Origin of the sequence: Duganella violaceipulchra, assembly GCF_019166075.1 — a bacterium.
In the GTDB taxonomy this organism is placed as follows: domain Bacteria; phylum Pseudomonadota; class Gammaproteobacteria; order Burkholderiales; family Burkholderiaceae_D; genus Rugamonas; species Rugamonas violaceipulchra.
Window position 1 is genome coordinate 1 of record NZ_JAHTGR010000217.1, and the last position, 255, is coordinate 255.

Here is a 255-nt window from a genome sequence, read left to right on the forward strand (position 1 = left end):
CCCACGCAGGCCGGCACCGCGCCGGCACCCACCAGCGCGTCGATCGCCGACGGCACCGTGTTAATCAGGCTCACCTCCACCGCCTGCGTCAGCAGGGACAGCGCGTTGGCGACGATGGTGACGGTCAACCCCATGCTCAGCGGGACGAAGCATTCGTACATCGCCAGGTCGAAGTTGAGCGAGGTTGACGCCAGCGTGCGCGCCAGCGTATCGGCGTCGAACTCGTCGCGCGCCCAATGCACGAAATTGACCGCG

1 protein-coding gene is annotated in these 255 nt (G+C 67.1%); it reads right to left on the reverse strand.

The annotated features are described in order from the left end of the window. Positions 1–255: hypothetical protein (locus tag KVP70_RS33765; protein ID WP_217946784.1), on the reverse strand; the 255-nt coding region annotated here is incomplete at both ends.